The sequence below is a fragment of the Gluconobacter cerevisiae genome (assembly GCF_015244675.1).
GTDB lineage: Bacteria > Pseudomonadota > Alphaproteobacteria > Acetobacterales > Acetobacteraceae > Gluconobacter > Gluconobacter cerevisiae.
Genome location: NZ_JABCQO010000003.1, coordinates 73,639 through 98,360, shown reverse-complemented (window position 1 = coordinate 98,360; position 24,722 = coordinate 73,639). Strand labels below are relative to the sequence as shown.

Sequence of the window (24,722 nt, the reverse complement as noted above, 5' to 3'; positions counted from 1 at the left end):
GTTTGTTACACAGGAATTAAATTTTTGGGAAAAGAATGGTAGCGGTGGACGGATTTGAACCGCCGACCAAGGGATTATGATTCCCCTGCTCTACCACTGAGCTACACCGCCATCCTGCCGGTTAAACCGGCGTTGTGGCGGGGTTTTAAGGGGGTTCTTTCCGGGTGTCAACACGTTAATCATAGGAAAACACCACGTAAAATAAGATGTTTTTACGGCTCGCATTGTTCGGGGTGCCCGTGGCATTTGGATCATCACTGTTTTCCCATCATTATGGCCATCTTCGGCCTTTCAATTCCTTTCGATGCAAGGAGTCCTCCATCTGGTGACGCAGCACTTCGTCAGCATTCTGTTTGCCATAAGGTCCTATTTCACCTGGCTCCCAGCTTCCGTCGTTTCGGTACTGATGCTCGTGGTAGTAGGGGTGCTGGCGTTCTATTGCGGTAATCTGGTTACAAAACAGCTTTTGAGAATTCCGGGCTCACGCAAGGCTGCCTTGATTCGCCGTATTGTTTCGTCCCTCCGGCGGCCGACGCGTTTGATGGTGGCGCTGTTGGCCATGCTGTTTTCGTTGCCGGCCGCGACAGGGTTCACGGCCGCACAGGAAGACAACTTTCAGCTGTTCCTGCTGTTCCTGCTGATCCTGACTTTTGGCTTTTCGGCGATCATGGTCTTCCGGATCATGACGGAAGTTTATCTCAACCGCCTCGCCTCGCGGGAGCAGACCGACGATATCATGATCCGTTCGCACCAGACGCAGATCCGCGTCCTGCGGCGGCTGACGGAGATTTTGGTGGGGATTGTGACGGTGGCATCGGCCCTGATGCTTTTCCCGTCCGTCAAGCAGTACGGGCTGTCACTGTTCGCCTCAGCGGGAGCGGCGTCCCTGATCGTCGGCCTCTCAGCGCGCGGGCTTCTGACGAACCTGATTGCGGGCGTACAGATTGCGCTCACGCAGCCGATCCGGATGGAAGACCTGATCATCATCAATGGCGACTGGTGCTGGGTGGAAGAAATCAACGCGACCTATGTGGTGCTGCGTGTCTGGGACTGGAGGCGGCATATCGTGCCGATCTCGTATTTTCTGGAGAACCAGTTCGAGAACTGGACGCATAACTCTGCGGCCATCATCGGCGTGGTGTTCCTGTGGGTCGATTATCAGGCGCCGATGGATAAGATCCGCGAGATGCTGAATGAGATCGTGCGGGGCTGCCCGCTTTGGGATGGGCGTGTGTTCGACGTGCAGGTGGCAGACTGCGATGCGCATGTCATGTCCATCCGCATCATCGCCAGCGCACGCACGGCGCTTCAGAGCTGGGATCTGCGGTGTGATATCCGTGAGAAGATCATAGCCCGGATCCGCGATGAATGCCCCGAAGCGCTGCCACGTTCGCGTTTTTCCATGATGCCTCCTGGTCCGGGCGGGCAAGAGCCGTGGGAGCAGATGGCACCCCCGATCGGACGCCCGCCGCCGGGAAGCTATATGGGCCCCGGAATGGGCAGCGCGTCGATGTCGTCAGACTAAAGGCAGTTCGGGGCGCATTTTGGAGTGCCTGCGACCGTAGAAGACGTATGTTGCGACGCCCAGAACCAGATAGGTCACCAGAAGGATCAATGGCACCGGATTGCCGCTTCTGACAGCGTTGACCATGTCTGAAACCAGCGGGATGGTCATTACCAGACAGAACAAAATCCCGAGCGCCGGTGTCGTGCCGATCCAGAACCCCCGGATACGGATGCCGCCCAGCGGGACGCTGAAGGGTCGAACAATGTCCGGGCGTGTGTTGCGCTGCCAGATCACCGTAAAACAGACAATTCCGAATGCGGCGGCTGTTCCGATGGAAACAAGGTCGCTGATAATATCGATCGGCAGTGTCGCAGTGATGAGAGCGACGACGAGGCCGAGCACGATCGTGCCGATCCACGGTGTGCGGAATTGCGGATGGATGACACAGAAGATCTGCGGGATCAGGCCGTCGCGGCTGATGGTCAGCAGAACGCGGGACTGAGCATACATCAGCCCCATCAGAACCGAACATAAACCGATCGTCGCACCGATATTGACCAGCAGGGCCAGCCAGGGCGTATGCATGATCTTCACGGCAATCGCGAGCGGATCGGGCACGTCCAACTCACGATAGGGTACGATCCCGAGCAGAACCGTGGCGACGATCATATAGACGACGGTGCAGATCAGCAGACTGCCGATGATGCCGATCGGAACGTCGCGTGTGGGATTGCGGGCCTCGGCAGAGGCTGTGGAAACAGCTTCAAATCCGACATAGGCAAAGAAAATGACCGATGCCGCGCGAAAGACGCCGCGCACACCATAATGAAACCCGCCTTCGCTCGGGGGAATGAACGGATGCCAGTTCGCCGGATTGATGGCACCGATCCCGAACGCCACGAAGACGAACAGGACGCCCACTTTAAGCGCCACGATCATGGTGTTGACGCGGGCTGATTCCTCAATGCCGCGCACGAGCAGGGCGGTTACGAGAAGCGTTGCTACGAAGCCGATCAGGTCAAACCGCCATCCTGCGCTGATCTGCGCGCCAGCCGTACCCGCTACGGGCTGAAGCGTGGCATGGGTTAGGGCAGCGGGGATATGAAAGCCGGTGATGCCCAGAAGGGAGCTGGCATACCCTGAAAGACCGGCGGCAACAGCGGAGCACGAGATGCCATATTCCAGAAGCAGCAGCCAGCCGACTATCCAGGCCACTTTTTCGCCCATTGAGATATAGGCGTAGGAATAGGCTGAACCTGAGACGGGCAGGGTTGAGGAGAGTTCGCCGTATGAAAACGCCGTGAACAAACAGGCCAGGGCAGCGATGACAAAAGAGATCAGTACGGATGGCCCGGCATATTCGGCAGCCGCCGTGCCGGTCATGACATAGATGCCAGCGCCGATCGTGGACCCGACGCCAAGAATGACCAACTGGGTCGCTGTCAGACTGCGCTTGAGGCCGTTCGTATCGTTTTCAAACAGGACCTGTTCAAGAGTCTTCCGGCGACCTGATCCGGGAGTGTCAGGAGGAGATTGTATCGAAGCTGGCATGATCCGTAATGTGCCGCGAAAAACGGCGGCTGGGAAGTTCAGAGAAGAATGACGGCAGCGGAAAAGGTTCCGGCAACGATGCAATAGACGCCAAACGGTGTAAGGGCCCAGCCGTCATGGTTGCGGAAGAAGCGCAGCATGAGAAGCGAGCAGATCAGTGCGGTTATTCCGGCGACGATGGCGCCTGCAACACACTGGATCATGATGTCATGTGAGATCGTCATGTGACGCATCTGCCAGGCTTCGCGAACTGTTGCGGCCAGCACGATGGGTTGGGCCATCAAAAGAGAGAAACGCGCGGCTGTTTCGTGATCCAGCCCCCGCAGAAGACCGCCATTCATGGTGGCGCCGGAGCGTGACAGGCCGGGCAGAAAGGCAAGGCACTGCCAGATGCCGATGATGGCGGCGTCTTTCGGGGCGAGGGTCGAAATGGGGCGATGGTCCCGCTGCCCTTTCTGGCGGCGGAGCCATTCGGTGGCCATCAGAAGAAAACCGTTCAGGATCAGGAAGCCTGCCACAGCGATGGGAGAGCCGAAAACATTACGAAGACGATGTTCCAGAAGCCAACCGACCAGCACGGCGGGAATGGTGGCGATGACGAGGAGCAGGAAGACCCGAATCGCGTCCATCTGGGCGTGGCGGCCATGACGGCCCATCATGCCGGTCAGAATGGCCATCCAGTCTTTCCAGAACACACCCGCCAGTGCAGCCAGCGTTCCGACATGAAGCATGGTCAGGAACGGCAGGAACATCGGTGCGTGCTCATCCAGATCCCAGTGCAGAAGCGCGGGCAGGAGAACGGCATGGCCAAGGCTGCTTACCGGAAAGGGCTCGGTAATTCCCTGGACGACGGCGAGAATGAGGGCCTGAAGAAGCGTCATGGAGCCTGTCTTGGTAAATGCCTGCGGTTTGCAAAGGCGGAAAAGCAGATCAATTGCCTGATGGTTACAATCGACGCAACCATGGATGTAGCCTTGACCGGTCGGTCATGGGAGGACTAACTCCCGAGCTGTTCAAGATTTTCCGGAAGGCGAGGCTGGCATGCAGTCAACATTGAGCGGCCGCGGGGGCGCCATCTTGGCCAGTGGTCTGGTGCTGGCGATTGCCGGAACATTCCTCGTTTACGGTAATGCCCTGCGTAAGGGTCCGGACTTTCAGGGTTCGGTTCTTCACGCCGCCTTTAATTCCGCGAACGGACTTCATGCAGGCGCGAATGTCGATCTCGCAGGCGTTCCGGTAGGACGTGTCGTGTCCATCACGCTCGACCCCAGAACGCAGATGGCGGATGTCGCTTTTACGGTGGACCAGCGCCTGCACCTTCCGGTGGATACAGCCGTGGGAATCGGTGCTCCGACCATGACGGCGGACAATGCCCTTCAGATCCAGCCGGGTCATTCCCGCACGACGCTCTCCAGCGAAGGCAAGATTACGGACACGCAGGATCAGCTCTCGCTGGAGCAGCAGGTCAGCAATTATATTTTCGGTGGCGGCAAGCTGGGCCAGTAAGGCCCGCTGTTCTTCAGTCGTTCAGCGGATAAGACGCCAGCAGACGGCGCTGCTTGCGCCAGGAATGCAGCATCGAGAACGCGCCAGACGTTTTCCAACCCCGTGCCCGGTTGGCAGCCCCGATCAGGAAGGTCTGGCGGTAATGGGAGAACTGGGCGCGATAGGCTTCCCAGAGCGTCGTCCGCCGGTCCCAGATATGCGTGGCTTCGGACCCGACGCCATTGATCTCGATGATGCGGAAATTCTCGCCGCGACGCAGATCGTCAATGGAGGCGGCCTTCACATCCACACGCCCGAAATGGAAATCCGGAATGTCCTGCATGATGGCATCGAGACGGGCCGTCAGCGCATCCGTCGTGTCGGCACGGCCATCCCGGAAGACGGACCCCTTGCAGTGATTGCCTGCAAAGACCAGCGACATCTCCTCACCTTTGGCAAGGACGTTCTTCTCCCGTCCTGCCAGACGCGGCAGGTAGATCTGGGGAACGAGGCTCATGCGCGCGTCGCTCAGGAGCAGTTCCTCGATCGTGGAAACGCCGTCACCTGTCAGGATCGGGGCTTCCTTGTAAGTGATTGAGGTGATGCGGCCACGCGGCTCGTCGGGGTGACGGATGTAGAACAGCCCGGCCTCGACGGGATAGGTGATGAGTTCCTGAACCAGCATGTCCACATCGTTGGGGAACTGCGGCAGAACCGTTTCGAGCTGCTCACGGGACTGGACGAGCTTCACGCCAGTGCCGTTGCAGCCGATATCGGGTTTGATGACGACGGGGAAGGACAGGTCTTTGCGCGTCATGGCATCCAGCGCGCGGTGGTCCGCCCCTTTGCCGCTGCGGAAGACACCATAGGGTGCGATGAACGACTGCGCCGTGGCGCCCCCCATGTCGAGAATGGAGGACTTGCTTTCGCCGCACAGGCCACCCGTTTCGATACGTGGGTTGGCGGCGGTGGAGATGCTGAGATCTCGGTATTTTATCCCCATAACGATCCAGTACAGGACGATGGGTGTGTAGAAGATGGAACCAGGCCAGAATTCGAAAAGGGAGAGCGGATTCTGGTCGGCTTCTGACTTGGACATTGCTGTTATTTGCTCACGGTCTGGAGACGGGCAATCAGGTGCCCGACGACGACGATACACAGGACAAAACCCGCCAGTCCGGCCCAGCGCCAGCCGCCCTGATGGGCAAGAAGCCAACCGCCGACCCGCATGGCGAGCAGGAAAAGACATGTCGTCCACACAAGCGTAGCCAGAACTGCGGTCAGGGCAAAGCGCAGGAACGGCGCGTGGAAAAAACCGCAGGCGGTATAGAGCGGAAGCCGTGCACCTGGCACGAAACGGGAGATGGCAACAATGCGGATGACGTTCTTGCTGAACCAGTCCTGCGTGCGTTCGCGCTTGGGAAGTTTCAGAAAGCGTCTGAGGTAAGGCCATCGCGCGCCCGCCGCCCCAAGGCCGTACAGGCCAAGGTCTCCTACTGCCACGCCGAAATAAAGTGCGCCCAGAGCCAGTGGGATGCTGACTTCACCCGCACGGGCCGCAACTGCGGACAGCACCGTAGCGACGTCTTCAAGGATGAAGGTGCCAACAATGATGGTGGCAACCTTCAGCCATGCTGGCTGTGAGGCCATGGCGGGGCCGATGGCGATCACGAGTGGGGAGGGTCCATGAACATTCAGTCGCCGGTTTCGCACGCCAGCGCGCCGACCACAATCTTGGCGTGCCATATTTCGGCGCGAATGCTCTGCGAGAGTGCCCGCAGAGTTCTGGCGAGGCTGGCGGTTCGGGCTGCGGATTGCTAGCGTGTGCCTTATCATTTCTCCCTTTAAGGGACTGGTCCTGATCGTGCTTCAAAGACGTTATCTGCTTGCCACTCTGACCTCCGTTGCCGGTTCGGCCGCAATGGGACTTTCCTCTGGCCGTGCGCAGGCGGCCGTCCAGACATCAGCGCAGAGTTACGCCGCTTTTCTCGACAGTGTCCGGACCCAGGCTCTGGCGCAGGGGATGGCACCATCGATCGTCTCGCAGGCTCTCTCCCTGACAAAGCAGCCCAATGCCTCCGTGCTCAAGCTGGACCGTCATCAGCCGGAGTTCACACTGACCTGGGCGCAGTACCGGGACCGCGTCCTGCCGGAGTCGCGGTTTGCGAAGGGGCGGAACGTCTATGCTGCCCAGCAGTCCGTGATGTCCCCCGTGAGCGCGCGCTTTGGCTGTGACGACCGTGCCGTCATGGGAATCTGGGGGCTCGAGTCGGGTTTTGGCGCGCATGACGGGACGTATTCCGTCATCGATGCGCTGGCGACGCTTGCCTTTGACGGACGACGCTCGGCATTCTTCCGCAACGAACTCATGAAAGCGCTCCAGATCCTCAATGACGGCGATATCGCACCTGCTGCCATGATCGGCAGTTATGCCGGGGCCATGGGGCAGGCGCAGTTCATGCCCAGCGCCTATCTGCGTTATGCGGCGGATGGGGACGGGGACGGCAAGCGCAATATCTGGACGTCCGAAGCGGATGTGTTCGCGTCCATCGCCAATTATCTCGGCAAATGCGGCTGGCAGGTCAACGAGCCATGGGGGCAGGAAATCATCCTCACCAAGGTGCTCGATAAAAACGAAACCGGTCGGACCCGCCAGCGGACATTGGGTGAATGGATGGCGCTGGGCGTGCGTCGGGCGGACGGGACGGCATTCTCCCGCCGGGACGTGAAGGGCGCTGTCGTACAGCCTGATGGTCCGGGAACGCAGGCGTTCATGGTCTATCACAACTTCAACGTGATCCGCCGTTATAACCCGTCGGACTACTATGCGCTGGGCGTCGGACTTCTGGGGACGGGCATTGTTTCTGCGTAATTACGGGGCCGCTCTGGCCCTTCTGCCGGTTCTGGGAGCTTGTCACCGCGACGAACCTGCGCCTGTTGCGCATCCGCATTACGAACTGGGTGCCGCGTGGCATGGCGCACAGGGATGGTTCTATCCCAGCGAGCAGTTTGATTATCGCATGACAGGTCTGGCGACACGCCAGAAAGCGCCTGCGTCCGGTCTGAGTACAGACGGGGAAATCTGGGCGGCGGAAGGCATGACCGGCGCGCACCAGACGCTTCAGCTTCCCGCGATCGTCAGCGTCCGTAATCTGCTGAACGGACGCATCGTGCGCATTCGCCTGACGGATCGTGGGCCACAGGGGCAGGGGCGCATCATCGCACTCTCTCCAAAAGCGGCCGATCTGCTGGGTATGACCGCGGATACGCCCGTCGAGGTTCTTGAAGACGAGGTTGCCAGTCGCACACTGGCGGAAGGGCTGGGAGACAGGCCTGCTGCACAGAGTATTTCCGCCGCACCGGTAGGTGAAGTGCGTGAAACGTCACTGAGTGACGGCTCTTCGCATGTCTATGGCAACGACTCGTCTGGTGCGGCGACATCCGTGGCCGTGGGTTCGCTGCCTGCGACATGGATGCAGGCCAGTCCGGGGCCGTCGGGGCTGTATGTCCTGATGGGAATATTTTCCGGTCATGCGGCAGCGGCGGGCGTTGCCCTGCGCTGTAACGGTACGGTTCTGCACGCCTCCGAAGGTGCTGGACTGGAGTGGCGCGTTCTTGGTGGACCCTATGCCGACATCGCACAGGCCGATGCGGCACTGGACCACACCCGCCTGTGCGGGGTAGAGGGCGCGCGGATCATTGTGGAATGACGGCCCGTTGTCTGAAGGCCGTGGAACTGGGGACGAACGTGCGGACTAGACGCTCTCTTTTCGGTGGGGTGGCAGGCATCGCGGCCTGTGCTTCTTTTGCGGGACCCCTGAAGGCGTTTGCCCGCCCGCACCACCATGCGGCTCACGCTGCGAAAGCTGCTGCGGCCCCTGTGGCCGAGGCTCCGGCTGGAACGCCCGCGAATACGCCGATCGGCCCGTTCGATACCGTGGCGCGCTGGGCCTATGTCGTGGATTACGACACGGGCGCGGTCCTGCTCGACAAGGCATCTGACGAGCGTATGGCCCCGTCTTCGCTGACGAAGATGATGACGGCCTACATCGTGTTCGGCATGCTGGCTACTGGGCGTCTCCGTCTGGAACAGAGCCTGCCGGTCAGCGAGAAAGCCTGGCGCACACAGGGTTCCAAGATGTTCGTGCCGCTGGGCCAGAGCGTTCTGGTGTCCGACCTCATTCAGGGTATGCTGATCCAGTCCGGCAATGATGCCTGTATCGTGCTTGCAGAAGGTATCGCCGGGTCTGAAGAACGCTTCGTCGCGATGATGAACGAGGAAGCGCCGAAGCTCGGCATGATGAACTCGCACTTCCTCAACGTAACGGGCCTTCCGGCGGACGGCCACTACATGACGGCCCGCGATGTCGCGACAGTGGCGTCGCATCTGATCCGCGATTTTCCGCAGTATTATCATTATTTCGGCGAGCTTGAGTTCACCTACAACCACATCCGTCAGGGCAACCGGAACGTGCTGGTCGACAAGGGCCTCGCTGACGGCCTGAAGACCGGTCACACCGATGCAGGCGGGTTTGGCCTCTGTGCCAGTTCCAAGCGCAATGGCAACCGCGTGATTGTTGTCATCAACGGCACGTCGTCGAGCAACGAGCGCGCGCATGAGGGCGAGCGGCTGATGTCCTGGGCGTTTGCGAATTTCGAAAATGCCACGCTGTTCCGTCGTGGGCAGGTCGTGGATTCCGCTCCCGTCTGGATGGGCGAGCGTCGTCAGGTTCCGCTGGTTGCCGGTGCGGATATCGTCATGACGCTGCCCGTCGGCTGGCAGCAGCGTTCGCATATTGCCGTGGACTATGCCTCGCCGGTGATTGCCCCGGTGACGAAGGGGCAGGTTTGTGGCGCGCTCGTGATTTCCGCCCCGAACATGGCCGATATCCGTGTTCCGCTTGAGGCTGGCGAATCGGTTGCGAAACTTGGACTGGTCGCCCGCGCCATGACCCGTCTGGGCCATGGCCCCGCGCAGTAAGGGCATGGCTGGAACAGGACTGTTCATTACGCTTGAAGGCGGCGAGGGCGCCGGGAAATCAACCCAGGCCCGCCTTCTGGCCGAAGCCCTGCGTGCGGAGGGACACGATGTCCTTCTGACGCGGGAACCCGGTGGCACGCAGGGCGCGGAAGAAATCCGCAACCTGCTGCTGTTCGGGAAGGTCGATCTCTCTTGGCGGGCGGAAATCCTGATGCATATGGCTGCCCGGTCGGACCATCTGGACAATGCCATTCTTCCGGCACTGAGGCGTGGTGAGATCGTAGTGTGCGATCGCTTCCATGATTCGACGCTGGCCTATCAGGGCCATGGTGTCGGTCAGGGTGCACCTGAGGTTCTGGCGTTCCTGAATGGTGCGCGCAAACTCGTGAATTTCGAGCCCGATCTGACACTCATGCTGGAACTCCCCCGGACGCAGGCGCTTGCGCGTCTTAACGCCCGCGGCGGTCAGACGGACCGTTACGAAGGTCAGGCGGAAGCGTTTCACGAGCGCGTTCTGGCCGGCTTTGAGGCCATTGCGTCCTCTGACCCGGCGCGTGTGAAACGCGTGGATGCGGGACAGACGCCGGAAGCCGTCAGTGCAGCTCTTCTGCGGGCGGTGCAGAACCACCTGACGGTTCAGGGCGTGTGAGCGATCCGCGTCATACTCTGGGTCTGTACGGTCACGGCGAAGCAGAAGCGACGTTCCGGCAGGCTCTGGCCGGCGGCAAGCTCCATCATGCCTGGCTGATCTGCGGTCCGGCGGGAATTGGCAAAGCGACGCTGGCCTTCCGCCTGGCCCGACTGCTGCTGAATGCGGAAAATCCGGACTTGGCACAGGCACGGCGCATTGCGGCGGGCACGCACGGGGACCTGCTGGAAATTTCGCGGGCCGTTGACGAGAAAAAAGGCCGTCTGCGTGGGGAGATCACGGCGGCGGATGTCCGCCCGGTGCAAACCTTCCTGCATCACACGGCGACCGAAGGCGGTTGGCGCGTGGTGATCGTGGACGGCGCGGAATATCTGAACCGCTTCGCAGCCAACGCCCTGCTCAAGATCCTTGAAGAGCCGCCCCCGCGCTGCGTTCTGCTGCTGACCACGTCTTCTCCGGGGGCGCTCCTGCCCACGATCCGCAGCCGATGCCGGATGCTCACGCTGTCCGCGCTGTCAGACGCGGATATGCGCGCCGCATTGCCCGGCATCTCTGCGGATGTGCTGGCACGGGCCCACGGATCGCCGGGCCGGGCACTCTTTCTCTCGCATGACAGGGACGGGGCTATTGCAGCATTTGTGGCGGAAATCCTTGGCGGACAGGTGCGTGCTTCGGCAACCATGGCCCTGAGCGAACGTATTGCAAAAGAAGCGGAAGGTTTCGCATTGCTCTGCGATTTGCTAGGCGAGGGACTGGCAGACCGTGCGCGCTCGGCAGCGCGGCACGGGGATCTTGCAAAGGCCGATCTGGCGGCGCGGCAGTGTTCCGAACTGGACACGCTAAGACGTCAGACCGAAGGCTTAAACCTGGACAAGGCCCAGGCCATCCGTCAGGCAGCGGAACTCGCTTCCGTCAGTTGAGATGGTCCGGGCGTTATGAAACGAGTGGACATGACGCGGCGCTTCACCATCACGACCCCGATCTTCTATGTGAACGGCGCTCCGCATATCGGGCATGCCTACACCTCCATCGCGGCCGACGTTCTGGCTCGCTTCCACCGGCTGAACGGCGAAGAGGTCCTGTTCGTCAGCGGCACGGACGAGCATGGCCAGAAGGTCGAGCAGACCGCTGTCGCCAAGGGTATGGACCCACAGGCCTATGCCGACGAGGTTTCAGCCTCTTTCCGCCAAATGCAGAAGGACATGGCAATCTCGACCGACGAGTTCATCCGCACCACCGAAGAGCGCCATAAGGGCGCGGCCAAGGCGCTGTGGGAGAAGGTTGCGGCGAACGGGCATATCTATCTGGGCGCCTATGAGGGCTGGTATTCCACCCGCGATGAAGCCTTCATCGGCGAGGACGAACTGGTCAAGAAGCCCGACGGAACGTTTGCGGCGCCGTCCGGTGCGCCGGTCGAGCGCGTCAAGGAGCCGTCCTACTTCTTCCGTCTGTCCGATTTTCAGGACCGCCTCCTGAAGCTGTACGAAGAGAACCCCGACTTCATTGGCCCCGTCGGTCCACGTCGTGAGATCGAGAGCTTTGTTCGTCAGGGTCTGCGCGATCTGTCCGTCAGCCGCACGAGCTTCAAATGGGGCGTTCCGGTTCCGAACGATCCGGACCATGTCATGTATGTGTGGTTCGACGCGCTGGCGAACTACCTGACGGCAGTTGGCTACCCCGATCTTGACGATCCTCGTGCGAAGTTCTGGCCGGCGGACATCCATGTCGTCGGCAAGGAAATTGCGCGCTTTCATTGCGTGTACTGGCCTGCGTTCCTGATGGCGGCTGGCATTGATCTGCCGAAAAGCGTTTTTGCTCATGGCTGGTGGACGGTCGAGGGCGAGAAGATGAGCAAGTCTCTCGGCAACGTCCTTGATCCGAAGGCACTAGCCGACGAGTTCGGACTGGATGCGCTGCGCTTCTTCCTGATGCGTGAAGTGCCCTTCGGCGGCGATTCCAATTTCAGTCGCCGCTCTATGATCACGCGCACGAATGTCGAACTGGCGAACGATCTCGGCAATCTGTGTCAGCGCACACTGAGCCAGGTGGCCCGTAATCTGGACGGTATTCTGCCCGCGCGCGGCACCCTGACCGAGGATGATCAGGCCATGCTTGCGATGGTGACGCTGCTGCCGACGATCATGTCCGAACAGATCGAGCGCAAGGCGATTACGGATGCGCTGGAAGAAGTCTGGAAAGTCATCCGCGCCGCCAATTCCTATATCGACCGTCAGGCCCCTTGGGCGCTGAAGAAGACCGACCCGGAGCGGATGGCCGATGTGCTGCGTATTCTCGTGGATATGATCCGCGGTATTGCGACCATGCTTCAGCCCTTCATGCCGAACACAATGGACAAGATGCTCACGCAGCTTGGCGTGCAGGACGACGAACGGACGTTTGCCGCTCTTGAAACCCTGCTTCCGGCTGGCAGAACGCTTCCCAAACCCGAAGGTCTGTTTCCGCGCTTCGTCGAGGAAGAGGCATGACAGGACTGATCGACACGCACTGTCATCTGGACAAGGTCGACGATCTTGCGCCCGCTTTCGAGCAGGCGCGGGAAGCGGGTCTGTCCGGCATGATCACGATCGGGACGCGGTTTTCCAAGGCAGACACCCAGATTGCCCTGACGCAGCATGACACCCCGGACCTGCGGATCTGGTGCGCGATCGGCACGCATCCGGATTATGCGGGTGAGGAGCGTCTGCCGTCGGTTGAGGAACTTGTTGCCAAGACCGAAGCGTCTTGCGTCGTGGCGATCGGGGAGACGGGGCTGGATTATTTCCACAGCGGCGATGAAGCCAAACCCGCTCAGCACGCAGCGTTCCGCACTCATATTGCCGCAGCGCGCCAGACGGGATTGCCGGTCGTCATCCATACCCGTAACGCCGATGACGACATGATCGCCATTCTGCGTGAGGAACACGCCAAAGGCGCATTTCCGTTCCTTATTCACTGCTTTGCGTCCGGTCCAAAACTGGCGGAAGCGGCTCTGGAACTGGGGGGCTATATCAGCTTTTCCGGCCTGTTGACGTTCCCGAAATGCGAGGAAATCCGCGAAGTCGCACGGATGGTTCCGGAAGACCGCATTCTGGTTGAGACGGATAGCCCGTATCTTGCGCCCGTTCCGAAACGCGGAAAGTCCAACACACCAGGCTATGTTGCGCATACAGCGGCACGTCTGGCAGAGGAGCGCGGCGTTTCTCTCGAAGACATTACCCGGATTACGACCGAAAATGCCCGCCGTCTCTTCACGAGGATCGCTGCATGAAGGTGACGATCCTTGGATGTGGCGGCTCGGCTGGCGTTCCCATGATCGGGGGCGAGGAGGGGTCACAGACGGGGATCTGGGGTGCGTGTGACCCCGCCGAACCGCGCAACCGTCGCACCCGCTCCTCAATCGTGATCGAAGGTGAGGGCGGCTTTCGGCTTTTGGTGGATTCAGGGCCGGATTTTCGGGATCAGATGCTGAATTGCGGCCTGAGCCATGTTCATGCAGTCCTCTACACACATCCGCATAGCGATCACATTGGCGGTCTGGACGAATTGCGTGCCATCAACCGCGTGATCGGAACGCCGCTGCCATTGTTGGCGACCCAGGATGTTCTTGAAGAACTACGCCTGCGTTATGCCTATGCGTTCGCGCCCTGGAAGGGGCCAGACTTTTATCGGCCAGTCTTTGAGGAACGGATTGTGGTGGCCGGAGAGACGGTTCCGTTTCCCGGATTGAATGCTCAGATTTTCGAGCAGCGCCACGGCCGGATCACGTCTCTGGGCGTACGCTGCGGCAATTTTGCCTACAGCACGGATGTCGAAACACTTTCGGACGAAGCGTTGTCGCTGCTTGAAGGTGTGCAGACCTGGGTTGTGGATTGTTTCCAGTATGACCCGCACCCAGCTCATGCCTGGCTCGAACGCGTTCTGGACTGGCGCGAGCGTCTTGGCGTGGAGCATGTCATTCTGACCCATATGGGCCCGGACATGGACTACCAGACCTTGTGCAAGATGCTGCCTGAGGGTGTCGAGCCTGCATATGACGGAATGGTTCTCGAACTTCAGGCTTAATGGACCGGGCTGTCTGGTGAGAGAACACTCTGTCCTTTTGGGTGTGAGAGTGGTTCCGCTGGAGGAACCGATGGATTGAGCGGATACCGTTTTCCGTCAAACCGCATGCGACTGACGAGAAGGGCAGGGCTTCCATCCGGCGAGCGTCCAGAATAGGAAATCGCGAGATCGTGCCAGCCGTGAGTCAGGTGGGGCAGGATGCGGACTGGCAGATGAACCAGCGTCATGCGTGACAGAAGTTTCCACGTGCCTTTATGGCTTGTGAGAATGAAGAGCATGCAGCCACCGGTGACTCCGCACCATTCGCTTTCCCTAGGATAGACAAGATATTGTCGCGTCTTACCTGTGGCATCGAGTGCGATATCTGCTCCTTGATAATGGGATAACCCGAGCTTCGTCTTTATGACGTCTTGGAGTGCAGTGGGAGACGCTGCATCGCCCTGTCCATGAAACATGAACAGGGCGCATAGAACGCAGAAGAAAAACATTCTCATGGTTCGAAAAGCCGGGCAGGGAACATTAGTCCGGCCTCTCGGCATCAGAACGTCATCATCGCCCCGGCCGACATCGTATGGTCGCTCTCATGTGCGATGCCGTGGGCGTCCGATTCCGTATGGGCATATTCACCCACAAGCGTGAACCAGTCTGTCAGGTTGTAATAGATTGCTCCGACTTCCGACTGGTTGCGGCGGACCATTGACGGATTGTCTTCACCGGGGGCCTGATAAAGATTGCTGACGCCATAACTGCCGACAACCTTGAGCTTTGGCAGGATCTTGTACGCCGCCTGAACGTAGTAGCCCTCTGAATCACGCTTGCGTCCCTGAGCCGAGACCCCATCGAAGAAGAGGCCTGTCGTGCCGAGGCCGCTGCCGTAGTAATAATAAGCTACGCCTTCAAACGGACCGCGCGAGAGTTTGACGCCGACGTCTCCGGCCTCGACGGTCGTACCCTTGCGGCTGTTGCTGCCGAGGGTCGCACTGGTCAGGTTCTGCTGATGCTGAACGAGAAAGCTGCTCCAGAAGCGTGTCGTAAAGCCAGCGATATTGCCATCATAGGTAACTTTACCCTGAAGCATGGGCGAACTGTGCTGGGTCGTTGTCGCAGAAAGGCCGCCGCCGGCGAAGTTGAACTCGTCAAGCGGTGTCATGACGCCGACGGAAGCCTGAAAGCCTTTCCATTTCGGTGAGATATAGGTGATCTGCGGGAGCCAGTCGGTATAGACGTAACCGACGCCGATACGGCCAAGCGACGTATTGGCCGGGTTGGCATTGCTGCCGGTGCTGCCGACACTGAGAAGCGTGGCGTCGTTGAGAATGGCATCCGACGCAAACAGCGCAATATCACGACCCAGCTTGACCGTACCGAGTTCGTCGGTTCCTGCGGTCATGAAAACCTGACGGAAATCGAGGCCAGCGGTTCCAAGGCCCACCGGACTGCCGCCGGAATTGGCATTGAAAGTGCTGGGGTCGTTGTTGTTGATGCCGGGATACATGCCAAAGACGGCACCCAGTTTGATGCCTTCCTGTACCGTGTTCAGCTTCAGGATTAGACCGCCCGGCAGAAGGCCGTTACGGATGGAAGATGAATCGAACCCGCTGCTGCCCGTAGAAACGCCGCCTGCGACAGGGCGGCCACCACTGGGACTGTTGTAGGTATAGTACGCGTTGACGAAGCCGGAGAGGTTGATGTCGATCTGGCCCGCCTGAATCGTAACGCCTTTGCCCGCAACATAGGGCTTCACGCGCACGATGCTGTCCGGATTATACGTCCTGCGTGCTTCCATCAGGGAATTACGCGCGTCCTGTGCACTTGCCGAGGCTTCCATGGCGGCACGGCGCGCGGCGGATACAGCGGCAATCGTCGTCACGTCCGGAGGAGCATCAAGGCTGCTGCCTTCGTTCTGGGGCCCATAGCGCATATAACGGTTGCGATGGCGTGCGGGTGCCGGGGATGCTCCGTCGTCGTCACGTTGCAGCGAGGGGTGCGCGTGATGCTGGTGATGTGACAGCAGCACGTTATATTCAGAACGGCTCAGGCTGCCCTTGGCGCGAAGAATGTCGAGCAGTTCCGTATAATCATCGGCCCGTGCGATGCTCGGGAGGGCGGAGAGTATTGCAACGCAAAATGTGCTTCCCAGAAGACTTAGTCGGCACAGGGACATAGATGACATATAAACAGCCGCTCCCGCGGATATGCCGATGATCGCAACGCGCGCTCACCGGTAAAATGGACTACAACGCTTTTCCTAGCGTGAAAGAAGACATTCTTCGCAACAATAGGATGTGTTCTCACAAAAAAGTCAGAAATTTAATGTTTCCGAACATATAAGTTGGCATAATATATCTTATACGACATTTGTGTGTTGTCGATCCCGTCTCTGATACGCGCTCGGATTTTACCTTATCAAAGCCCGTACCCAGCGCATTGAAGCCGCTGGGTTCAAAAATCAAGTTCTGTGGCAAAATGCCATACACGGACTGTTATCCTAGGTTTTCAGCGCTTTTTCACGGACTTTTGGGTTTGGATTATGCGTTCAATGATTAATTTCACGCCTATGGCAAAATGCCACTTGGATAAACCAATGGCATTTTGCCATCATTCAATCTCCGGTCCGTACGATCTAATGGCAAAATGCCATATGGCATTTTGCCATTGAACCATCTCTCCCCTTTACCTCATCCGGCTTCTCCCGTTACGCAGGGTCTTCCTATCCTGCGTCGTTGAGGCTGCATGACCGAGATCCTTCCTGCTTTCCCTGTCGTCGAACCATTCGTTCCCTCAAAACAGCGTGAACTCTGGGGGCATCCTATCGGGCTGTGGGTGTTAACACTGACCGAAGGTTGGGTCGGATTTTCGCTTTACGGCATGCAGGCCATCCTCGCGCTCTATCTGACGGATCATCTGCTTCAGCCGGATCACTCCGGCCATGTGTTTGGCCTGACGTCGCTTGAAGGATTTGTTTCATTTCTCTACGCGCCGGTCGGACCGAGGGCTCTGGCAGGTGCGATTACGGGGCTTTTTCTGGCCCTGATCTATGCCACCCCTCTCCTTGGCGGCTTTCTTGCCGACCGCGTACTTGGCCAGACACGAACCATTCTTCTCGGTGCGGTTCTGATGACGGTAGGCCATTTCCTGCTGTCGTTTGACTGGAGTTTCGTGCTGGCGCTGGGTTTCCTGCTTGCAGGTCTTGGTATGGCAGGAGGACTGCGCGCGCAGGTTGGAGCGCTTTACGCCTTGGGCGACCGGAGACGCTCGGATGCCTATCAGATCTATATGATGGGGCTTCAGGTTGCTGTCATTGCGTCACCGATACTATGTGCAAGTCTGGCGCAGATCGAATGGCACTGGGGCTTTCTGGCTGCGGGCGTCGGTATGCTGATCGGGCTTGTAGTCTATCTTTTTGGACGCCGTTGGCTTCCTGCCTCTGACCTCACCGTCCATCCGGCGCCTCATGATGCGAAAGTCTCAAAACGCACACGCCCTGCCCTGACGTCACAGGAAAAAAAGACGGTCTGGCTGCTTCTGGCACTTGTGCCGGTCATGGCTGTCGGAGCCGTGCCGAACTCCGAAATTTTTGATGGTTATCTGCTCTGGGGGCGCGAGCATTTCCAGCTTCGCCTTCTGGGACACGAGATGCCGGTGAGCGATCTGATTTCTCTGGATGGGTTCATCAGCACGCTGTGCGCTGTCGCCGTCCTGTGGTTTTGGAAAGCCTATTCCCGACGGCGGCAGGATCTTTCGGAAATCGCTAAAGTCGCACTGGGAACCTTCATTGCGGCCTTCGGCCCCTTGATGCTGGCTTTGGGATCATGGATCAGTCCAGGGCCGCATGAGGTCAGCCTGCTTTGGGGGCTGGCCTTTCACATTATTAACGATATCGGCTTTTCGATGAATTATGCGATCGGAATGGCCCTTTTCTCCCGGGCTGCCCCCGTCAGCGTCAATACCATCCTCGTCGCCTGCTTTTCACTGCATCTGTTCCTTTCCAATCTTCTGATTGGAAAGCTCGCAACACTCCTTGGGCGTATTTCTGACGTTTCGTTCTGGCTGCTGCACTCGGGCGCAGCTTTGCTGGCCGCGGCAATCCTTGGTTTCTGCGCGCTCCGGTTCCGCGAGCTGCTCGCCCCCGAAAAAGAGACCCCGCCTCCGGTTCTTTAAAGAGGCGAAACCAGATGACGCATCTCTGTGGCAGAGGCCGTCGAGATGGCGTCCCCCTCCAGAGTACGGACTGTGACAGGCATCAGAAGCCCGTCCGCTCTTTTCTTGCTGCGCTGAATAATAAGGCGCTGAACGATCGGATAATCCCGAAGCAGCTTTTCGAAAACCGGTCGCGGAATGGCCAGCAGATGGCTGAACTGGAGGGAGCGGACGGTGCCGGGCATCGTGTCGTTTCGGATGACGGAAGCGGCACCGATCAGATCTCCACTGCCAAACAAAATCTCTTGCTCGGCCAGATTAACTTCTGCCAGCCCCGCCACCTGAGCATAGACGACACGAACGCGCTGCCCGCGTTTGAACAGCACCTCTCCCGGTGAGACGAAATGCATCGAAACCTTGGAAGACAGCTTTTGCAGCACACTGTCGGGGACGCCATTGAATGCCGGAAAAGCCCGGAGACGCTGTTCAATACCGCTCTTGAGATTAAAGCGTAGCGGTGCATCGAGCCGTGCCCGCTGGCGTTCGATCTCACGATGCAGTTCGCGGTGAAGCTCTTCGGAAATCAGGCTGTCGGCTTCAAGGGCATCGTATTCTTCATCTTCGAGACGCAGAGCGATCTGCCGCAGGATGCGGCTTTCAAGAGCTTCGGAATAGCCGGAATAATGCAAGCGGAGGGTCTCCAGCGCATCGTCCAGAAGTTTGCGCTGGCGGCCGAGCACCTCAGACACGATTTCCGTGATGCGCGGGCCAAGCGTGGGTTCCATGCGCTGGCGAACGAAGCGCTGAAGCGAAAGCGAGACGAGATGCGCGATGATGAGCATCTCGAACCGCTCCATCATACAGTTCGTCAGAGGCTCGTCGATATGCAGGCGACTATGCAGTTCCTGCGCGATCCGAAAGCGAAGTGAAGGCTGAAGACGCCGCTTGAGGGCACGCACATAACCATAACGCCCTTCCAGTCTGGCGCCATCCGCCATGGATTCAGCTGTTCTCAGCAGCGTTTCCATCACACGGCGAGATAGCCCCTGAATTCGGAACAGATCCAACAGCAGTGAGCGTTCCTGATTGGCGATGGTAATCAGAGCGATATTGACGCGGTTACGGTCACTCAGGGCAGATTCAAAATTATTGGCCGCCCTCTCCTTCTCGGCGCGACGTTCAAGGCGGCTGATAACGCCGGCGCGCGTCTGCTCGCTGAAGCCGAGTTCTTCAGACAGTTCCCGCGTCCGTTCTGCGACCTCACCCAGACCAATTCCCACGATCTGCTGGCGGATGGCCTGATCGATGGGGGAAAGCTGATCCAGTTTGAAAAACAGAACCAGCGCCCGCAGCGTCGTACCGTTGATCAGAAGCGTGATGAGAACGAAGCCCGTGGCGATGATACCGACAAAATGGGCCACAGGGCTCGAAACGCTCTGGTTCTCGGTCACGGCAAGTGCAAGGGCAAGCGTGATGGCGCCGCGAATGCCACCCCAGGCCATCGTTGCCTTGAAAGGGTTTGGAACAGGCGGCGACAGCTTCGTAATGGCCAGCAGGGGCAACATACCAAAAATCACGGCCGAGCGCGCGATCAGACCAGCCACGCTTGCAATCAGGATCAGCACGAAATCCCACCTCGTCATGCCAATCAGCAGGCGGGGGACCAGCATGGCCGCCAGAAGGAAAACGAGCGAACCAGCCCAGAAAACGAGCTGTTCCCACATCTCGTTCAGAAAACGCCAGACCTGGGGACGGAAGGTAGACGGCCCGTAAGCGGATACTGTCAGGCCTGCCGCGGCCGTTGCCACAACCCCCGAAAACCCGAGCATTTCATCGCAAAGGATATAAACGGCATAGGGAAGTGCCAGCGTCAGTGTGATCTCTGAAGCAGCCGATCCGCCCAGTCCTGCAATCAGCAGCAATGTCAGACGCGCCAGACAGACACCGACCACGATGGCCCCGATAAAGGCCGTCATGAAGTCTATCAGAGCTTCGGTCGGATGGATCTGGTGATGGGACGTAACGGCTGCCAGAAGGATGGAGAAGATCGAAATGGCCGCGGCATCGTTCAGGAGTGCCTCTCCCTCAACGAGGCGTGTCAGGCGGGATGCCGCGCCGATTTCGCGGAAAATACCCGCCACGGCGGACGGATCGGTCGTTGCGACGATCGATCCCAAAAGCAGGCAGACAACAAGGCTCTGCTTGGCAAAAGGATAAAGCGCAAAGCCGATCGTGGCCGTGGAAACAATGACTGCCACCACAGCCAGCAGCAGGACTGTCGCCGTTTCATGGGCCAGACGGCGCACGTCAATGGCCATCGCGCCCTGAAAAACCAGAATGGGTAGGAAAATCAGCAGGAAAGCTTCGCTGTTGACCGGAAAATAGATCAACGCTTCCGCCGCACCGTCCAGAAGATCAGTCGCAGAAGATCGGACAATGAGAGACGCGATCAGTCCAAGCCCGATCCCGGTCAGAGCCAGCAGGACGGCCTCTGAAATTTCAAGACGTTTCGCGAGAGGCTGAATGATGCTGACAAGCGTGAGCAGGAACGCGAGCGCTAGGAGTACGGCTGCCAGTCCTGTCACCATCATCGTTGTCTCGGCTCTTTCATCAGATCGTCCGCAGACGAGGTAGCATGTTTCAAGTTGGGGCAGCTTCTTTGGAGGTGGCGTCAATCCAGCGTCGGACTTGTGCTTCCGGATCCGGATGGCCGATGAAATCGCCCATCACGGCCACCGTATCTGCCCCAGCTTCCAGGCACTCTGCGAACCGAGGCACCGTGAGGCCTCCGATCGCCACCAGCGGCACATCTCCGCACAGTTCCCGCCATTCCGCCAGTTGTTTCAGACCCCTGCCCGCTAGCTTCACGCCCCGAAGTTCTGTGGACCAGACAGGACCAAAGGAGATGTAATCCGGCTTGCAGGCCAGAGCTGTTTCCAGTTCCTGACGGGTATGGGTCGAGATACCAAATCTTATACCCGCAGTCCGGATCGCCTCCAGATCAGCGGTCTCAAGATCTTCCGGCCCCAGATGCAGCCATTCATAGCCCAGTTCGATGGCAGTCTGCCAGTAGCGGTTCAACGCGAGAGACACATTGAAACGTGCCGCAAGTTCCTGAGCCAGCAGAGCCTGTGCCCGAACGTCCTCTTCAGACAGATCCCGGAGATACAGTTCAATGAAGCGCAGGCCAGCTCCACCAAGCCGTTCTACCCAGCGAGGCTGGTCGACAACAGCGTAGATCCGGGATGGAAGAGAAGACATGACGTTCATACTCCACGGCGCCTGCTGGCAAGGGTGTGCCTTTTGAGATCGGGCAACATTGTTACAGTTTGGACCCTATGCGTCCAGAGGTGTGACATCGTTATCAACGCCCTGTTTTCACAAGTGTTCCTGCAAAACAGAAATCAGTATTTCTGCGGGATGGGACGGACGGAACCCAGCCATGCGCTCGGTCTGGCAGCGGCAGGAAAATCCGGTCGCAAGAACGGGTGTCTCAACTTTTCTGGCCCAGTTCTGCTCGAACATATCCCGTGATAGCTTCGCATGTTCCTTCTGATGCCCGAACAGTCCGGCCATGCCACAACAGCCTGCCTTCCCGGCCTCCACCGGCACACCATAATGCTGAAGGACAAAGGCCCAGTCTCCGGCACTTTCCGGTCGGGCAGCCTGTTCCGTGCAATGCGAAATCACAGTCATGCGAGGGATGTCTCGATGAGTCTGAAGCGGTTGCAAGGCTCCCTGCCCGATCTGTTGCCGAAGAAAAGTCTCAAGTGGAAGAACAGTCGGGATTGGACTGTTTCCTGCGACTTCCCGGTATTCCTGTGTGAACATGAGGCCGGTTGCTGCATCCAGCGAAACGACAGGAATATCGAACTCGGCCAGTGCCCTCAATTTCCGCAGGGTCGCGCGTGCCGTCACGCCAAAGCCTTTGCGAAACCCCAGAACATGACGCGCTTTGCCGTTGTCCCAGACAGGCGTGAGCTTCACATCGAACCCAAGCTGCGTCAGGAGAGCATGAGCCTTCTCGACAAGCCCTCCATCAAAGCTGCCGGTGAAGGAATCCTGCATCACGATGACAGCGCGTGGATTGCTCTGGTTGCGTCGCAGCCACGATCGGCTGACCTGAATGTCCGTGTTCCGTCGCGCAGGTCTTAAATGCGGAAGATCCACCAAACCCAGCCGCGACAGGACGGTTTGCGATACAGGATTGTGCATCAGGAGGTTGGCGATCCTGGGGGTCACTCGCCCTGCCGCCAGAAGCGGTTCCAGCCAGTAGACAAGATAATCCCTGATGGGTCTGCGGGTATCACGGAAGTACGTTGAAAGAAATTTGGAACGCATGGACGGGATATCCACGCGGATTGGACATTGCGTGGCACAGGCTTTGCACGACAGGCACGTGTCCAGCGAGGTCTTGAGCTCTTCTGTCAGAACGGGAAGCATAGCCCGATCCGAAGCATCCGCTGGCAGAGAGCGCAGTCTGGCCCAGCTTCGAAGCAGCAGAGCGCGGCCTTTGGGGGACTGCGACCGGTCTTTCGTGATTTTGTAAGACGGACACATGGCCATGTCCGGCTCGCGGTTGAAACAGGCGCCATTGCCATTGCAGCTTACGGACAGGCCGTAAGATTCACGCAACGAAGGTGTGATCTCCTCGTCAAACCCGCCCTTAAAAGGGATGCCATCAATCCGGTCGACTGGATGCCCCGCTCCACCCGGAGCCAGTTTGCCGCGATTAAAAATATCTTTGGGATCAAAGACATCCTTGATGCGGCAAAGTTCTGCAAAGAGCGTTTCGCCGAAAAACAGCGGCGAAAATTCCCCGCGGAACCCCCGACCGTGTTCCCCCCAGAGCAGACCGCCATGACGTTTCGTCAACTCAGCCACTGCGTCAGAAATTGGCCGGATCAGCGCCCGGTCTTCGGCCGTCAGCATGTCCAGAAACGGGCGTACATGCAGGCACCCGACGTCCGCATGCCCAAACATGCCATAGGACAAGCCGTATCCATCCAGAATATCGCGGAACTCGCTGACATATTCAGGCAGGACTTCGGGAGGAACGGCTGTATCCTCCACGAATGGAACACCCTGCCTGTGACCGTCCGGACGCCCTAGCAGCCCTACGGATTTTTCCCGAAGCGTCCAGAGGTTCGCAATAATTTCCGGATCAAAAACTGCTTTATGATCAATGGGTTTGTGAGGGGAGCTCTCAAGAAGGTTGACGGCATGGGCTATCTGTCCCTTCAGGACTTCCAGATCATCGCCCACGAATTCTACGAAGCTCATCCCCTTGACCGGAAGAGCTGACGTATTCCCCAGGACACGTTCAAGAGCATGCCATGTCACGTCCTGCTGGGCCTTGGCGAGAACACGGTCATCCAGCACCTCAACAGCTGAAGGGTTGGCAGGCAGAAGTGTCTGGACGCCCTGAAGGGTATCGTTGAAGCTGGCATAGCGGACGACGATAAGCTGACGGTATTTCGGTAGCCTTCTGACGCGCAGGACAACTTTCTTGGTCAGCGCGAGCGTGCCTTCCGATCCCGCCAGAAGCCTTGCGAGATGGAAGCTGCCGTCGTCAAACAGAATATTTTGAAGGTTGTATCCGGTCAGACCACGGTTCATATCGGGGAAAACACGCCGGATTTCTTCTGCATGTTCCGTGACGACCCGATGGACCTCACGATAAGCCCGTGCGGCATATCCGGTCCCGTTCATTGCGTCTAGCAGCTTTTCAGCAGTCAGGTGCTCAACCGCCAGATCGCTTCCATCCGCAAGAACGACATCCATCGTCTCGATATAATCGGACGTCCTGCCGTAGATCCGGGAGCCTTTGCCGGAAGCATCCGTCGCAATCATGCCTCCAATTGTCGCGCGGGTGGCGGTCGAGACTGTTGGGGGAAAGAAAAAACCGTGTGGCTTCAGAAATGCATTCAGACGGGCCAGAATTACGCCCGGCTCAACGGTGACCGTACCCGCTTCGGCGTCGAAATCGAGGATCCGGTCTAGATGGCGTGAGACGTCAACAACGACGCCATCGGTCAGGGACTGGCCGTTGGTGCCGGTGCCGCCTCCCCGGATTGCGAGCGTCAGAGCGCCGTTGGCAGCCGCCCTCACCGCCCTGTTGAGGTCTTCGCTGGTTCGCGGGTGAATGACCGCAGCCGGGAGACGTTGGTAAATGCTGTTATCGGTGGAAGACATCAGACGGGATGAGACCCGCAGGTCGATATCCCCTTCAAAGCCCTGCTCGTTCAGCCTTCGGACGAAAGCCTCACGCAGGGCGATTTCGGGGGCGCTGGGGGAAAGGCCTGAATTTCCGGCTGGTGTTCCGGATATTGCGTCTCCACCCATCT

The 24,722-nt window shown here is 58.8% G+C and carries 21 protein-coding genes and 1 tRNA gene; 12 read left to right on the top strand and 10 right to left on the bottom strand.

Annotation, left to right across the window (positions count from 1 at the left end; translation table 11 throughout):
* Positions 1-36: 36 nt before the first annotated feature.
* Positions 37-111, bottom strand: a tRNA-Met gene (locus HKD21_RS05265).
* A gap of 214 nt (positions 112-325) precedes the next feature.
* On the opposite strand from HKD21_RS05265, the gene HKD21_RS05260 reads away from it, so the two are divergent.
* On the top strand, positions 326-1,525 hold the full coding sequence (locus tag HKD21_RS05260; RefSeq protein WP_194254563.1) for a mechanosensitive ion channel family protein: 1,200 nt from the start codon (positions 326-328) through the stop codon (positions 1,523-1,525).
* On the opposite strand, the gene HKD21_RS05255 is transcribed toward HKD21_RS05260, so the two are convergent.
* A complete protein-coding gene (locus HKD21_RS05255; protein WP_194254562.1) occupies positions 1,517-3,058 on the bottom strand; it encodes an APC family permease in 1,542 nt (513 codons plus the stop codon). The two genes, HKD21_RS05260 and HKD21_RS05255, sit on opposite strands and share 9 nt — an antisense overlap.
* 38 nt (positions 3,059-3,096) lie before the next feature.
* On the bottom strand, positions 3,097-3,939 hold the full coding sequence (locus tag HKD21_RS05250) for an undecaprenyl-diphosphate phosphatase (protein ID WP_194254561.1): 843 nt from the start codon (positions 3,937-3,939) through the stop codon (positions 3,097-3,099).
* Positions 3,940-4,099: 160 nt separating this feature from the next.
* Here HKD21_RS05250 and HKD21_RS05245 point away from each other — a divergent pair, with 160 nt between their 5' ends.
* Positions 4,100-4,564: an MlaD family protein gene (locus tag HKD21_RS05245; RefSeq protein WP_194254560.1), complete on the top strand. Its 465-nt coding sequence runs from the start codon at positions 4,100-4,102 to the stop codon at positions 4,562-4,564.
* Positions 4,565-4,577: 13 nt separating this feature from the next.
* On the opposite strand, the gene HKD21_RS05240 is transcribed toward HKD21_RS05245, so the two are convergent.
* Together HKD21_RS05240 and HKD21_RS05235 are read right to left on the bottom strand one after the other, a co-directional pair.
* Positions 4,578-5,642, bottom strand: a complete 1,065-nt coding sequence (locus tag HKD21_RS05240; RefSeq protein WP_194254559.1) for an ATP-grasp domain-containing protein — start codon at positions 5,640-5,642, stop codon at positions 4,578-4,580.
* A 5-nt stretch (positions 5,643-5,647) separates the two neighbouring features.
* Positions 5,648-6,214, bottom strand: a complete 567-nt coding sequence (locus HKD21_RS05235) for a VTT domain-containing protein (RefSeq protein WP_194254558.1) — start codon at positions 6,212-6,214, stop codon at positions 5,648-5,650.
* Positions 6,215-6,229: 15 nt separating this feature from the next.
* Here HKD21_RS05235 and HKD21_RS14465 point away from each other — a divergent pair, with 15 nt between their 5' ends.
* From HKD21_RS14465 to HKD21_RS05195, 9 genes are read left to right on the top strand one after another with little or no spacing between them, the layout of a single operon-like run.
* Positions 6,230-6,364 (top strand): hypothetical protein, encoded by a 135-nt coding sequence (locus tag HKD21_RS14465; protein ID WP_265588975.1) that lies wholly within the window; start codon positions 6,230-6,232, stop codon positions 6,362-6,364.
* A gap of 43 nt (positions 6,365-6,407) precedes the next feature.
* Entirely contained in the window at positions 6,408-7,415 is a 1,008-nt protein-coding gene (locus HKD21_RS05230; protein WP_194254749.1) for a lytic murein transglycosylase, read from the top strand.
* A complete protein-coding gene (locus tag HKD21_RS05225) occupies positions 7,402-8,253 on the top strand; it encodes an RlpA-like double-psi beta-barrel domain-containing protein (RefSeq protein WP_228121015.1) in 852 nt (283 codons plus the stop codon). Before HKD21_RS05230 ends, HKD21_RS05225 begins: the two co-directional genes overlap by 14 nt.
* Positions 8,250-9,524, top strand: coding sequence for a D-alanyl-D-alanine carboxypeptidase family protein (locus HKD21_RS05220; protein ID WP_194254556.1), 1,275 nt, complete (start codon positions 8,250-8,252; stop codon positions 9,522-9,524). Before HKD21_RS05225 ends, HKD21_RS05220 begins: the two co-directional genes overlap by 4 nt.
* A gap of 4 nt (positions 9,525-9,528) precedes the next feature.
* The gene (gene tmk / locus HKD21_RS05215) at positions 9,529-10,173 is read left to right on the top strand and encodes a dTMP kinase (RefSeq protein WP_149026810.1); all 645 of its coding nucleotides are present in this window, start codon (positions 9,529-9,531) and stop codon (positions 10,171-10,173) included.
* Positions 10,170-11,093, top strand: a complete 924-nt coding sequence (locus HKD21_RS05210; protein WP_194254555.1) for a DNA polymerase III subunit delta' — start codon at positions 10,170-10,172, stop codon at positions 11,091-11,093. Before tmk ends, HKD21_RS05210 begins: the two co-directional genes overlap by 4 nt.
* A gap of 30 nt (positions 11,094-11,123) precedes the next feature.
* Entirely contained in the window at positions 11,124-12,659 is a 1,536-nt protein-coding gene (metG, locus tag HKD21_RS05205; RefSeq protein WP_194254554.1) for a methionine--tRNA ligase, read from the top strand.
* A complete protein-coding gene (locus HKD21_RS05200; protein ID WP_194254553.1) occupies positions 12,656-13,441 on the top strand; it encodes a TatD family hydrolase in 786 nt (261 codons plus the stop codon). The genes metG and HKD21_RS05200 overlap by 4 nt, the downstream gene beginning before the upstream one ends.
* Positions 13,438-14,235: an MBL fold metallo-hydrolase gene (locus HKD21_RS05195; RefSeq protein WP_194254552.1), complete on the top strand. Its 798-nt coding sequence runs from the start codon at positions 13,438-13,440 to the stop codon at positions 14,233-14,235. Before HKD21_RS05200 ends, HKD21_RS05195 begins: the two co-directional genes overlap by 4 nt.
* On the opposite strand, the gene HKD21_RS05190 is transcribed toward HKD21_RS05195, so the two are convergent.
* Together HKD21_RS05190 and HKD21_RS05185 are read right to left on the bottom strand one after the other, a co-directional pair.
* Positions 14,232-14,513 carry a hypothetical protein gene (locus HKD21_RS05190; RefSeq protein ID WP_194254551.1) on the bottom strand — a complete coding sequence of 94 codons (282 nt, stop codon included), beginning with the start codon at positions 14,511-14,513 and terminating at the stop codon, positions 14,232-14,234. The two genes, HKD21_RS05195 and HKD21_RS05190, sit on opposite strands and share 4 nt — an antisense overlap.
* A gap of 260 nt (positions 14,514-14,773) precedes the next feature.
* On the bottom strand, positions 14,774-16,399 hold the full coding sequence (locus HKD21_RS05185; RefSeq protein ID WP_194254747.1) for a porin: 1,626 nt from the start codon (positions 16,397-16,399) through the stop codon (positions 14,774-14,776).
* Positions 16,400-16,968: 569 nt separating this feature from the next.
* Between HKD21_RS05185 and HKD21_RS05180 the strand changes: the two genes are divergently transcribed.
* Positions 16,969-18,396 (top strand): peptide MFS transporter, encoded by a 1,428-nt coding sequence (locus tag HKD21_RS05180; RefSeq protein ID WP_194254550.1) that lies wholly within the window; start codon positions 16,969-16,971, stop codon positions 18,394-18,396.
* Here the strand turns inward: HKD21_RS05180 and HKD21_RS05175 are convergent.
* From HKD21_RS05175 to HKD21_RS05165, 3 genes are all read right to left on the bottom strand, one after another.
* Positions 18,393-20,966, bottom strand: coding sequence for a cation:proton antiporter (locus tag HKD21_RS05175; protein ID WP_194254549.1), 2,574 nt, complete (start codon positions 20,964-20,966; stop codon positions 18,393-18,395). The two genes, HKD21_RS05180 and HKD21_RS05175, sit on opposite strands and share 4 nt — an antisense overlap.
* Before the next feature lie 49 nt (positions 20,967-21,015).
* The gene (locus HKD21_RS05170) at positions 21,016-21,636 is read right to left on the bottom strand and encodes a thiamine phosphate synthase (protein ID WP_194254548.1); all 621 of its coding nucleotides are present in this window, start codon (positions 21,634-21,636) and stop codon (positions 21,016-21,018) included.
* 117 nt (positions 21,637-21,753) lie between these two features.
* Positions 21,754-24,720: an FAD-binding and (Fe-S)-binding domain-containing protein gene (locus tag HKD21_RS05165; protein WP_194254547.1), complete on the bottom strand. Its 2,967-nt coding sequence runs from the start codon at positions 24,718-24,720 to the stop codon at positions 21,754-21,756.
* Positions 24,721-24,722 lie beyond the last annotated feature (2 nt).

Bases quoted from the DNA above. Each gene is read 5' to 3' on its own strand.
- HKD21_RS05195 (WP_194254552.1), top strand. From the start codon at position 13,438: ATGAAGGTGACGATCCTTGGATGTGGCGGCTCGGCTGGCGTTCCCATG.
- HKD21_RS05255 (WP_194254562.1), bottom strand. From the start codon at position 3,058: ATGCCAGCTTCGATACAATCTCCTCCTGACACTCCCGGATCAGGTCGC.
- HKD21_RS05220 (WP_194254556.1), top strand. From the start codon at position 8,250: ATGACGGCCCGTTGTCTGAAGGCCGTGGAACTGGGGACGAACGTGCGG.
- tmk (WP_149026810.1), top strand. From the start codon at position 9,529: ATGGCTGGAACAGGACTGTTCATTACGCTTGAAGGCGGCGAGGGCGCC.
- HKD21_RS05200 (WP_194254553.1), top strand. From the start codon at position 12,656: ATGACAGGACTGATCGACACGCACTGTCATCTGGACAAGGTCGACGAT.
- metG (WP_194254554.1), top strand. From the start codon at position 11,124: ATGACGCGGCGCTTCACCATCACGACCCCGATCTTCTATGTGAACGGC.
- HKD21_RS05165 (WP_194254547.1), bottom strand. From the start codon at position 24,720: ATGGGTGGAGACGCAATATCCGGAACACCAGCCGGAAATTCAGGCCTT.
- HKD21_RS14465 (WP_265588975.1), top strand. From the start codon at position 6,230: ATGAACATTCAGTCGCCGGTTTCGCACGCCAGCGCGCCGACCACAATC.
- HKD21_RS05250 (WP_194254561.1), bottom strand. From the start codon at position 3,939: ATGACGCTTCTTCAGGCCCTCATTCTCGCCGTCGTCCAGGGAATTACC.
- HKD21_RS05180 (WP_194254550.1), top strand. From the start codon at position 16,969: ATGACCGAGATCCTTCCTGCTTTCCCTGTCGTCGAACCATTCGTTCCC.
- HKD21_RS05190 (WP_194254551.1), bottom strand. From the start codon at position 14,513: ATGCTCTTCATTCTCACAAGCCATAAAGGCACGTGGAAACTTCTGTCA.
- HKD21_RS05240 (WP_194254559.1), bottom strand. From the start codon at position 5,642: ATGTCCAAGTCAGAAGCCGACCAGAATCCGCTCTCCCTTTTCGAATTC.
- HKD21_RS05245 (WP_194254560.1), top strand. From the start codon at position 4,100: ATGCAGTCAACATTGAGCGGCCGCGGGGGCGCCATCTTGGCCAGTGGT.
- HKD21_RS05170 (WP_194254548.1), bottom strand. From the start codon at position 21,636: ATGTCTTCTCTTCCATCCCGGATCTACGCTGTTGTCGACCAGCCTCGC.
- HKD21_RS05185 (WP_194254747.1), bottom strand. From the start codon at position 16,399: ATGTCCCTGTGCCGACTAAGTCTTCTGGGAAGCACATTTTGCGTTGCA.
- HKD21_RS05175 (WP_194254549.1), bottom strand. From the start codon at position 20,966: ATGATGGTGACAGGACTGGCAGCCGTACTCCTAGCGCTCGCGTTCCTG.